Annotated in this window: 9 protein-coding genes and 1 pseudogene; 7 read left to right on the top strand and 3 right to left on the bottom strand. The window is 72.2% G+C overall.

Annotation, left to right across the window (positions count from 1 at the left end):
- Positions 1–114: 114 nt before the first annotated feature.
- From ACTWQC_RS31295 to ACTWQC_RS31270, 6 genes are all read left to right on the top strand, one after another.
- On the top strand, positions 115–1,539 hold the full coding sequence (locus ACTWQC_RS31295) for a PP2C family protein-serine/threonine phosphatase (RefSeq protein WP_443319218.1): 1,425 nt from the start codon (positions 115–117) through the stop codon (positions 1,537–1,539).
- A 305-nt stretch (positions 1,540–1,844) separates the two neighbouring features.
- A complete protein-coding gene (locus ACTWQC_RS31290; RefSeq protein WP_443319217.1) occupies positions 1,845–4,064 on the top strand; it encodes a hypothetical protein in 2,220 nt (739 codons plus the stop codon).
- Between the two features lie 65 nt (positions 4,065–4,129).
- Positions 4,130–4,651, top strand: coding sequence for a hypothetical protein (locus tag ACTWQC_RS31285; protein ID WP_443319216.1), 522 nt, complete (start codon positions 4,130–4,132; stop codon positions 4,649–4,651).
- Positions 4,652–4,814: 163 nt separating this feature from the next.
- Positions 4,815–5,513, top strand: coding sequence for a hypothetical protein (locus ACTWQC_RS31280; protein ID WP_443319215.1), 699 nt, complete (start codon positions 4,815–4,817; stop codon positions 5,511–5,513).
- Between the two features lie 85 nt (positions 5,514–5,598).
- Positions 5,599–6,936, top strand: a complete 1,338-nt coding sequence (locus ACTWQC_RS31275) for a transcriptional regulator (protein WP_443319214.1) — start codon at positions 5,599–5,601, stop codon at positions 6,934–6,936.
- 61 nt (positions 6,937–6,997) lie between these two features.
- Positions 6,998–7,528, top strand: a complete 531-nt coding sequence (locus tag ACTWQC_RS31270) for an NUDIX domain-containing protein (protein WP_443319213.1) — start codon at positions 6,998–7,000, stop codon at positions 7,526–7,528.
- Between the two features lie 419 nt (positions 7,529–7,947).
- On the opposite strand, the gene ACTWQC_RS31265 is transcribed toward ACTWQC_RS31270, so the two are convergent.
- The gene (locus ACTWQC_RS31265) at positions 7,948–8,808 is read right to left on the bottom strand and encodes a 3-hydroxybutyryl-CoA dehydrogenase (protein ID WP_443319212.1); all 861 of its coding nucleotides are present in this window, start codon (positions 8,806–8,808) and stop codon (positions 7,948–7,950) included.
- A 129-nt stretch (positions 8,809–8,937) separates the two neighbouring features.
- Here ACTWQC_RS31265 and ACTWQC_RS31260 point away from each other — a divergent pair, with 129 nt between their 5' ends.
- Complete coding sequence (locus tag ACTWQC_RS31260) at positions 8,938–10,209, top strand: glycoside hydrolase family 10 protein (RefSeq protein WP_443319211.1); 1,272 nt, start codon at positions 8,938–8,940, stop codon at positions 10,207–10,209.
- 20 nt (positions 10,210–10,229) lie between these two features.
- Here the strand turns inward: ACTWQC_RS31260 and ACTWQC_RS31255 are convergent, their stop codons facing one another.
- Together ACTWQC_RS31255 and ACTWQC_RS31250 are read right to left on the bottom strand one after the other, a co-directional pair.
- A complete protein-coding gene (locus ACTWQC_RS31255; RefSeq protein WP_443319210.1) occupies positions 10,230–10,436 on the bottom strand; it encodes a DUF1918 domain-containing protein in 207 nt (68 codons plus the stop codon).
- A gap of 251 nt (positions 10,437–10,687) precedes the next feature.
- Positions 10,688–10,790 (bottom strand): annotated as a pseudogene (locus tag ACTWQC_RS31250) (IS982 family transposase); the annotation flags it as partial.

Below are 10,790 nucleotides of genomic sequence, written 5' to 3'. Positions count from 1 at the left end.
GGTGGTCATCCGGGTGCTGACGGTCGCCAGAATCGATCCGGCCGCAAGGCCGCCGCGCGTCGTGACCGTGGACCCCGCCGATCCGGCTGGGCGCCTGACAGGGAGGCCGTCGGCATGATCCGTACCAGGGCGTGCCGGGGCGCGCGTTCCGGCCTATCGCGTGCCGGTCGGTGGTTCGTGTTCGCCCTCCCCGGTCTCTGGGTGCTGGCCGTCGTCGCCTGGGAGCTGGCCCACCCCGCCGGTACCCAGCTCGTCCAGCTCCTCGCTGCGGCGCCCGCCATCGCCTGTGCGGGCAGCGGCCGCCGCCAGTGCGTGCTGTTCGGCGGGGTCTGCGCCCTCTTCGCGCTCCTACCGCTCAGCGCCGTCGAGGTGCAACAGGACCTCGTCACCCGTCTCGGCACCTGCTGTGCGATCGTCGCCGTCGTCGGGGCCGGATATCTCACGACCGGCCGGAGGCTGCGCCTGCTCCGCGAGCTGGAGCGGGCCCGGGAGGTCGCGGCCGCGACGCAGCGGGTGCTGCTCCGCCCGCTGCCGCAGAAGCTCGACGGCCTGGCCCTCGCCGCCGGGCACCTCTCCGCGACCCGCGGAGCCTCGGTGGGCGGCGACCTCTACGAGGCGCTCGCCACCCGGTACGGCGTGCGGGTCGTGATCGGGGACGTGCGCGGCCACGGCCTCGCCGCGATCGGCGCCGTCGCCGCGCTCCTCGGCAGCTTCCGGGAGGCGGCGCACGACGAGCCGGAACTCGCCGGCGTGCTGCGCCGGTTGGAGCGGGCCATGCACCGCCATCTGCGGGAACGCTCGGAGGAGGAGTACCCGGCGGCGGGCGGCGCGGGTTCGCCACCGGCGGAGCCCGGCGCAGAGCCGGACAGCCCGCTGGCGGAGGAGTTCGCGACGGTGCTCGTGCTCGAGGTACGCGAGTGCGGGAACACGGTCGCCCTCAACTGCGGTCATCCGTGGCCGTATCTGCTGACCGGCGAAGCGGCGGGCGGAGTGCGGGCCGTGCAGGTCGCGGACGCCGAGCCGCTGCCGCCGCTCGGGCCCTTCCCGCTGCCCGCGGACCTCCGCGTGGTGGACTGCGCGCCCCTGAGACCCGGTCAGGCCTTCTGTCTGCACACGGACGGGGTCGAGGAGGCGCGCGACGCCGCGGGGGAGTTCTTCCCACTGCCGCGCGAACTGGCGGCGGCCGCGCAGGCGGGCGACAGCTCCTGCGACGGCTCGGGCGCGGGCACCGACAGCACCGGTAGCGGGTGCACCGGCAGCAGCGGCGGCACCGGCAGCAGTGACACCGTCAGCACCGGGAGCAGCACCGGGAGCAGCGCCGCCGGTCCCTGCCCCGGACCCGTCCCGGGCACCGGCCCCGGCATCGTGCCCCGGACGGTGGTCGAGGGGGTGCACGCCGCGCTGCTGCGGCACACCGGCGGACGGCTCGAGGACGACACGGCGCTGGTCGTGCTGCGCAACGACCGGCACCGGGTGCCCGTACCGCCGGCCGTCGCGCATGCCTGCCGCGCCCGGACTCTCCACTCCGCCGCCGACTGACCGCCCCCGCCGCGCCGCCCTCGTCCGGGGGCACGGGATGGGAACCGCCACGCCTGCCGTACAGGCCACCCGGACAGGCGTACGTGGCGTGAAGGTCGAGCCCCGCTGTGTTGGGCTGAGGACGCCGGCCGGCGGGTCAGCCCGCGCGCTTCTCAGCTCCCTCGGTTCACACCCCACGACGGCGGTGAGCGCGGCCATCACCATGCGCGGCCTGTCAGATCCCGGACCACTGGTTCCTGTGACGTACCGCGCCCCTGTGACGGGCCGTGGGCCCAAGGAGCCCGAGCATAAGGAGCAAGAACCGCATGGCAGTCATCACGGACCCCACGGCGCTCGACGGACAGGCCCAACCGTCCCAGGTGTTCGAACTCGAGGACCTGCTCGAGCGGAAGGAGATGGAGGAGCTCGAGGAGGCCGCGTCCGCCGAGCCGGAAGGCGGTGAACAGGCCGTCCAGCTCCAGACGAGAGTGGCGCAGCTGGAGGCGCACGCCGCGCTCAGGGCCGCGGCGCAACCCTTGCGGCGCCTGGTGCGTGGCCGCTACCGCAGCGCAGGCGCCGGGATCCAGCTGGAGCTCCGGGTCGACGTGGACGGCTTCCGGCCGACCATGCGGGTGAGCGGCGACTTCTTCCAGAGCAGCGGAGCCACCGCCAGCTATGCCGGGTCCTTCGTCGTCGAGGCCCCGACGATCTCCTCCGCGCTCGGAGTGGTGAAGGTGGAAGGGCAGGGGAGGTTCAGCTTCCCGGTCGGCTCGCGGCACGTACGGGTGACCATTCCCCGCGGGACCGGCTTCCCGCCCCGGCCGGGTGTCGCCACCGTGCAGTTCTCGGCGGGGGGTGCGGCGCCCAGCGCGACGTATCTCTGTTCCTTCGTCTCACCGCACTTCCGCAGCGTCCAGCTCGAGCAGGACTCCGTAGCCGGGGCCGTCCCGTTCATCTCCTACGACACCGGCTCCCTGCCGCAGCCGCCGTCGAGCCCCGTGCGCACGCTCACCGTGCCGAAGGCCTATGAGGAGGCGGGCATCGAGATGCAGGTGGCGGGGGCTCCCAACGTCATTTCCGCCGGTGCCGCAGGGCCCGACGCCAAGTGGGACGACTCCGAGCTGCACAACGCGATGGTCAACCACTTCAGCCTCTGGAGGGACGCGCCGCTGTGGCAGGTGTGGCTGCTGGTGGCCAGCTCCTATGTGCAGGATGGCGTCCGGGGGATCATGTTCGACGCGGGCGGAGCCTTCCAGCGGCAGGGCTGTGCGGTCTTCCATGACGCGATCAGGGGCATGGACCCGGCCAGTCAGCGGGCACAGCTGCGCACCTATGTCCACGAGCTCGGCCACGCCTTCAACCTGCTGCACTCCTGGCAGAAGAACTTCGCCGATCCCCCTCAACCCCTGGGCTCCAACGGGGGTTTCGGCGACCTGTCGTGGATGAACTACGCGTGGCGGTTCCAGCCGCCGCCCCCGGCGCCGGGCGGAGAGCCCGCCTACTGGGCCGCCTTCCCGTTCCAGTTCACCGACAGCGAGCTGGTCCACCTGAGGCACGGCTTCTACCGCGATGTGGCCATGGGAGGAAACCCCTTCGGGGTCGGTGCGGCCGAGATCGACGCCGACCTCTTCGGCGATCCCGTCGTGAACAACTCCGGCCTGGCCCTGGAGCTGCGCTCGCCGGGTGGCTTCCGGTTCGGGGAGCCCGTCGTCGTCGAACTCAAGCTGTCCACCACCGATCTGAACGGACGGGACACGCACGGGCGGCTCGACCCGAAGGACGGCTTCGTCAACATCGCCATCTGCGCCCCCTCGGGCGAGATCAAGACCTACCGGCCGCCGTTGACGCGCTGTGTCGACGACGGCGCACAGGTCCGGCTCGACAGTGAGCGCCCGGCGATCTACGAGAGCTCGTACATCGGCTACGGCAAGGACGGCCTGTACTTCCAGCAGCCCGGCCGGTACCAGCTGCGCGCCCAGTACGTCGCATCGGACGGCTCCCGGGTGCTGTCCCAGGTCCACCACCTCACCATCCGCTCGCCCCGTACCGAAGAGGACGAGCAGGTGGCCGAGCTGATGATGGGCGACGACCAGGGCATGCTCTTCTCCCTCCTCGGCTCCCAGAGCGAGATGCTGGCATCGGGGGACCGGGCGCTGAACGAAGTGCTCGACCGGTACGCGGGCCACCCCCTCGCCGTCTACCCGCGCCTGGTCAGGGGCGCCAACGCCTCCCGGGACTTCAAGTACCTGGGCAGGGACAAGACCCTGGGCGTGAAGCCCGCCGATCCCCGCGAGAGCATCCAGCAGCTGAACGCGGTCGTGGACGCCTCGCTGCAGGACCGGGGCGTCGACAACATCACCCTGGGCTGGGTGATGAAGCGCCGCGCCCGTATGGAGGCCAAGGCGGGCGACATCGAGCGGGCCCGGCAGACGGCGGACGACATGGTCTCCATCTTCCGGCGCAGGACACAGAACCCCTCGGTCCTGCGGAACATCGAGGCCCAGGCGCAGCAGATCAAGGAGACGGTGGCCCGTGAGAGCCGGTAGCGGCCCGGCCACGGCCCGGCAGTAGTCGCATGCCGGCCCGTCCCGCTGTCGGGAGCGGCGGCCCCGTGGCCGCCGCTCTCGACCTCGTACTGCGCGCACCCGAGGGGCCGCATGCCCTGGGTACCGCCCTTCCCGTCGAGGTGGAGCTGCGCAACGTCGGCGACAAGGAGGTGTGGGTCGTCGGCGTGCTCGACGGCTCGGAGGAAGGCGTGCGCTTCCCCCACTACCGCCCGACGATCACGCGCGGCGGCATCGTGGTGCAGCCGCGCCTGCAGAAGGAGGACCCGCACGTCGGCCCGCTGCGCCCCGAGGACTTCCGGCGGCTCGCCCCGGGCGAGGGCTTCGACCCGACCGTGCCCGCGGGCGGGTCCCACTACCTGCCCCTGGCCACCTTCGCCTCCTTCCGCCCCACCCAGCCGGGCCGTTATCGGTACGGGCTCACGCTCGCCACCGGCAGCGAGAGTCCCCAGCAGTGGCTCGGAGGCTTCGGGCAGAGGGAGAGCGAGCGGGAGACGCTTCTGGATCTGGTGGGCCGGGTCCCCCGGGGAACCGTGACGGCACGGCCCGTCGAGATCGAGTTCGCCTGAGCCCGGAACACCCGCTCCGGCTGCGCTCCCAACGCCGCCATGCCTCCCCGCCGCGCCCCGCATCGCCGTGCCGCCACGCGTTTCCCGGAGTGCCGCACGCCCGATGTCCCTCCCGATTGGTAGACCTATGAGTGATTTCGATCGGATCGAGGAGAGGGCAGGCATGGTCAAAGCGACGACCGGACACGGCAGTTCCCTCACCGCCGACGGCTTCCGGCAGGCGGTTCCCGGAGCCGAGCTGCTCGCCGTCATCGGGCCGGCAGGACCCGCCCGTACGGCCCTGCTGACGGCCCTCGCACGGCGCCCGTGGCTGCGCGGCGGGGGCACCCATCGCCCGCGCGCCCGGATCGCCGTCGTACGCGATCACGGGCCGGGAGCCCCGGATCCGCACGCCCGTGTCGAGGACCTCCTGGCGGCGGCCCGCGGTGTGCACCGGCCCGGGAGCCACGGGCAGGAGCCGCCCCAGGAGGACGGCCGCCGGGACGCGGTCGGCGGGGCGCTGGCCGCGGCGGGCCTGGCGCTGGCCGAGGGAGCAGGACGCGGCCGTGCGCCCGGCGTGCTGCAGCGGCGCGTCCGCTACGAAGTCCTGTCCCGCGCCGACCAGTTGCTGTTCGCCCTCGCGCTCGCCCTGGCCGACGAGCCCGCCTCCGTGCTCGTCGACGCGGCGGACGACGGCCTCGACGCCACCGCCCGGCACCGCGTCTGGTCCCGGCTGCGCCGGATCGCCGAGTCCGGGACCACCGTCGTCGCCGCCTGCGATTCGGCCGAGGCGGCCGGAATCCACGCGCATCGCACGGTGCTTCTGCCGTCCGGCAGTGGCGCGGGGGGCGCGGTCGGCGCAGCCCAGCACGTGCGCGGCTGAAAACCCGTACACCGGTGCGAAGTTCACACCCCGTGTGCGTTCCGCTCCACTACCCTGACCCCACCGAGCGCACCGGGAGGGCAGCATGGAGCCCAACACCTTGCTCGACGCCGTACTCGACGAAGCAGGCATCTCCCACGCGGGGCTGGCCGCCCACATCAACGAGGCGGGCCGCGCCCGGGGCATGAAGCTGCGCTACGAGCACACCGCCGTCGCCCGCTGGCTGAAGGGGCAGCGGCCCCGCGGCAGGGTGCCCGACCTGATATGCGAGGTCCTCGGCGAGCGGCTGCACCGGGCGCTGACGCTCGACGACGTCGGCCTCGGCACCCCCGGCACCGGCCCCATGCCGACCACGCCGCTGTCCGGCTTCGTCGAGCGGGCCACCGCCCTGTGGCGGTCCGACGAGCAGCAGCGCCCGCACATCGTGGCGGCGCCCGCGCTCACCGGCACCCCGGCCGTCATCCCCGTGTGGGAGTGGGAGAACCCGCCCGAGGACTCGGACGTCTCCCGGGACGGCCAGACCCGCGTCAGCATGGCGGACATCGAGATGCTGCGGGCCGCTCGCGCCCATTACGAGCAGATGTACCGGAAGGCGGGCGGCATCGCGACCCGGGCCCGCATCGTCCGCTTCCTCAACTCCGAGACGGCGCCGCTGCTCCGCGGTAGCTACCCCGACGCCACGGGCCGCCAGCTGCACCGGGCGACCGGCGGTCTGGTGGCCGTCGCGGGCATCTGTGCGTACGACTCGGACGCACACGGCCTGGCGCAGCGCTACTTTCACCAGGCACTGAGGCTGGCCAAGGCGAGCGGCGACCGCGGGCTCGGCGCGTATGTGATCGCGCTGCTCGTCAACCAGTCCCTGTTCATGCGCGAATACCGCCAGGCGGTGGCCTTCGCCGAGGCGGCGCTGCGCGCAGCGGGGCCGCACATCACCCCGGCCCTGGCCGCCGACCTGTACGCGATGCAGGCCAAGGCGTACGCCCGGCTCGGCGATGGGACGAGCGCGCTGTCCTGCATCCGGCGCGCCGAGGCGGCGGCCGAGCGCATCCGCCGCGGACAGGAGCCCGCGGAGACGGGCTATGTGCAGCCGGGTCTGGTCAACGTCCAGGTGGCGGAGGCGCTGCTGAGCCTCGGCGACCTGGGGGCGGCCCGTGAACACGCGGCGGCGGCCGTCGGCTCCCCGGCCCACGACCGGGGCCGGGTGCACCGGCTGGCCATGCTCACCCATGTCGAACTGCGCCAGGGCGACGCGGACCGGGCCGTGGCCACCGCGGTGGAGATGACGGAAACGGCCCGCGGCATGGAGTCCCAGCGCCTCAGGGACCGCCTTCGCGCCGTGCGGGAACACCTCGTCGCGAGCAAGTGCGCGGCAACTGCCGAAGCCGCCGAACTGATCGACGGGGCGCTGCGCGTCCCGCTGTGACCCTTTCCCTGTTCCAGGACGTAGCGATGTCGCCATCTACCCGGCGGAGGGTGGCCTGCGCGTGCGATGGAAGAACCTCAGGGAGCAGACGGTGTACGAGAACCGCTGGTTCCGGGTCAACCTTGCGGATGTCGAACTCCCCGACGGCAGGCACCTCGACCACTTCGTGATCCGGCTCCGGCCCGTCGCCGTGGCCACCGCGGTCAACGACGCCAACGAGGTGCTCCTGCTCTGGCGGCACCGCTTCATCACCGACACCTGGGGCTGGGAGCTCGCGGCCGGCGTCGTCGAGGACGGCGAGGACGTGGCGGCCGCCGCGGCGCGCGAGATGGAGGAGGAGACCGGGTGGCGCCCCGGCGCGCTGCGCCATCTGCTGTCCGTCGAGCCGTCCAACGGGCTCACCGACGCCCGGCACCACATCTACTGGGCGGACGAGGCCTCGTACGTCGGCCATCCCGAGGACGACTTCGAGTCGGACCGGCGGCAGTGGGTGCCGCTGAAGCTGGTGCCCGACATGATCACGCGCGGGGAGGTCCCGGCCGCGAACATGGCGGCGGCGCTGCTGCTCCTGCACCACATCCGGCTCGGCTAAGCGGCCCTGGGGAAGTAGTCATAACGCCCCACGCCGCCTGGCACGGCACCTCGCTGCGTTGTCGGAGTCGTCCGAGTAGGCCCACTACGAGGACGATCCTCCGCCTTGCGATGCACCGCACCAGACGACGCGGGACGTCACGCCTACTTCCCCAGGGCCGCTTAGCAGGGGCCACCGTGGTCGTCCGCGGCGGACACCCGCCGCGCACCCCGTGTGAACGCCGCACCCCAGCTCCCTTGGCGCACACGCTGCCATGCCGCGGCGCTGAGCGGTTGAATCGTCACCGCGAGTGAGAAGGGAGCCCTCTCGGGAACAGGGTCCCGGGCCCTCTTCCCCCGGGCCCGGAGCCCACCGCCCCGTTCGCCCGGTCATGGCGAGCGGGGCGGCTGTCGGCTCCCGGCCCGCCGCAGGCGCCGCGGCTACTCGTACGGGTAGAAGCCCGAGCCGGTCTTGCGGCCCAGACGCCCCGCGTCGACCATCCGCAGCAGCAGCGGCGGAGCGGCGTACAGCGGCTCCTTGAACTCCTCGTACATCGACTGGGCCACCGAAGCCACCGTGTCCAGGCCGATCAGGTCGGAGAGCTTCAGCGGGCCCATCGGGTGGGCGCAGCCCAGCTCCATGCCGTTGTCGATGTCCTCGCGGCTCGCGATGCCCGACTCGAACATCCGGATCGCGGAGAGCAGATACGGGATGAGGAGCGCGTTGACGACGAACCCCGAGCGGTCCTGGGCGCGGATCGCGTGCTTGCCGAGGACGTCGGTGACGAGCTTCTCGGCCCGCATGATCGTCTCGTCGGCGGTGGTCAGCGCCGGGATCAGCTCGACCAGCCGCTGCACGGGCGCCGGGTTGAAGAAGTGGATGCCGATGACCTGGTCGGGCCGGGAGGTGGCCACCGCCAGCTTGACCAGCGGGATGGAGGAGGTGTTGGAGGCCAGTATGGCGTCCTGCCGGGTGACGACCTGGTCGAGGATCTGGAAGATCTCGGTCTTGACCTGCTCGTTCTCGACGACGGCCTCGATGACCACGTCCCGGTCGGCGAACTCGCCCAGGTCGGTGGTGAAGCTCAGCCGCGCCAGCGTCGCGTCCCGCTCCTCCTCGGTGATCTTGCCGCGCTCCGCGGCCTTGCCGAGGGAGTTCGTCAGGCGGGTGCGGCCGATCTCCAGGGCCTCGCCGGTGGTCTCGGCGACCATGACCTCCAGGCCGGAGCGGGCGCAGACCTCCGCGATGCCCGCGCCCATCTGGCCGCAGCCCACCACTCCGACGCGTTCGATGTCGGTCACATCGTGCCTTTCGCTGATCTTCGTCTTCTTCAGACCAGACGTTACTCCGCGCGGTTCTGTCCCGAAGCCGCCGGGGCGGGCATGCTGAGGCCGTAGGGCGGGACTTACCCGGTACCGAGGGGGCGAGTCATGAGGCGTATCTCACGAAGAGGGTTCGCGGTGGGAGCGGCAGGGGCGGCCGGGGCGCTGTCCGGGCTGCCGGCGGCGGGCGACGCGAACACGTACGCCCCGGCGCAGGCCACGGACGAGGCGCTGGGCGTCATCCGCCGTCCGGAGCGGCAGTTCCGCGGCATGTGGCTGGCGACCGTCGCCAACCGCGACTGGCCCTCGCGGGCCGGGCTCCCCGCGGACCGGCAGCAGGCCGAGCTGATCGGATTCCTCGACACGGCCGTGCAGCGGCGGCTGAACGCCGTGATCTTTCAGGTGCGGCCGACGGCGGACGCGCTGTGGCCCTCGGCGTACGAGCCCTGGTCGCAGTACCTCACGGGCGAGCAGGGCAAGGACCCGGGCTGGGACCCGCTCGGCTTCGCGGTGCGCGAGGCCCACCGGCGCGGCCTGGAACTGCACGCCTGGTTCAACCCGTACCGGATCGCGAACCACACCGACCCCTCGCGGCTGGTCCCCGCACACCCCGCGCGCGTGCACCCGGAGTGGGTGGTCCCGTACGGCGGCAAGCTGTACTACAACCCCGGGCTGCCCGAGGTCCGGCACTTCGTCCAGGACGCGATGCTGGACGCGGTGCGGCGGTACGCCATCGACGCCGTGCACTGGGACGACTACTTCTACCCGTATCCGGTCGCCGGCCAGGTCTTCGACGACGACGCGGCCTGGGAGCGGTACGGCTCCTGCTTCGCCGACCGGGCCGCGTGGCGCCGCGACAACACCGACCGCCTCGTGTGCGAGACCGCGGCCCGGATCAAGAAGATCAAGCCCCGGATGCGCTTCGGCATAAGTCCCTTCGGCGTCTGGCGCAACCACGCCACCGACCCGGAGGGGTCCGACACCCAGGCCGGGGTGCAGACCTACGACGACCTGTACGCCGACACCCGCGGCTGGGTCCGCCAGCGCTGGATCGACTACGTCGTGCCGCAGGTGTACTGGAACATCGGCTTCGCCGTCGCCGACTACGCGAAGCTCGTGCCCTGGTGGTCCCAGGTCGTCGACGGCACCGGAGTGGATCTCTTCATCGGCGAGGCGCTCTACAAGGCGGGCGACCCGGCGCAACCCGCCGCCTGGCAGGACCCGGCCGAGCTGTCCCGGCATCTGACTTTCGACAAGAACTGGCCGCAGGTGCGCGGCAACGCCTTCTTCTCGGCAAAGGAAGTGGCCGCCGACCGCATCGGGGCGATGGCCCGTGTGGTCGCCGACCACTATCCGACGCCGGTGCGCCCGCCGCGCTGAGCGCGCGGGGGCGTCACCGGTCAGTGACCGGGGCTGGTCTGACCCGGGTGCCGTACGACCGCGTCGGGGCCCGGGGAGACCACGCACTCTTTGCCGTCGTCCTCGAAGCGGACCCGGTACGGCGGCTCGCCGTGGTCCCCCATGACTTCGACGATCTTGGCTTTCCTGTCGTGGTGCCCGACGGTCCTGCCGTGCACGAGCAGCGTGTCGCCTTCTTTGGCTTCCATCTGCGGTGACCTCCCGCTCGGGGGTGCTGCGCCTCTTATCCCAGAGTGCCCGTGTTCGTAAGTCTATTGCGAGAGCCCTTACGTGCACCCCGTCGCGGAGCCGTTCAGGTGCCAAGCGGCCCTGAGGAAGCAGGCGCAACGCCCCACGCCGCCGCAGTGACATCAGCCGACTCCGTCGGCGGGCGGCACCTCGCTGCGTTGCCGGAGTCGTCCGAGTAGGCCCTCCCCTAGACGATTAGTTCCGATGTGGCTCAGTGGTCGTAGGCGATCAGCGAGCGGGTGACGGGTGCGCCGATGGTGCGGTTGTGCCAGATCGCGCAGGTCATCGCCAGGATCCGCTGAGCCACGCGGACA

This window comes from Streptomyces sp. 8N616, from assembly GCF_052246385.1.
Taxonomy (GTDB): Bacteria; Actinomycetota; Actinomycetes; order Streptomycetales; family Streptomycetaceae; genus Streptomyces.
This window is presented reverse-complemented; position numbering and strand designations above follow the sequence as displayed.

Bases quoted from the DNA above. Each gene is read 5' to 3' on its own strand.
- ACTWQC_RS31295 (WP_443319218.1), top strand. From the start codon at position 115: ATGATCCGTACCAGGGCGTGCCGGGGCGCGCGTTCCGGCCTATCGCGT.
- ACTWQC_RS31290 (WP_443319217.1), top strand. From the start codon at position 1,845: ATGGCAGTCATCACGGACCCCACGGCGCTCGACGGACAGGCCCAACCG.
- ACTWQC_RS31280 (WP_443319215.1), top strand. From the start codon at position 4,815: ATGGTCAAAGCGACGACCGGACACGGCAGTTCCCTCACCGCCGACGGC.
- ACTWQC_RS31275 (WP_443319214.1), top strand. From the start codon at position 5,599: ATGGAGCCCAACACCTTGCTCGACGCCGTACTCGACGAAGCAGGCATC.
- ACTWQC_RS31260 (WP_443319211.1), top strand. From the start codon at position 8,938: ATGAGGCGTATCTCACGAAGAGGGTTCGCGGTGGGAGCGGCAGGGGCG.
- ACTWQC_RS31255 (WP_443319210.1), bottom strand. From the start codon at position 10,436: ATGGAAGCCAAAGAAGGCGACACGCTGCTCGTGCACGGCAGGACCGTC.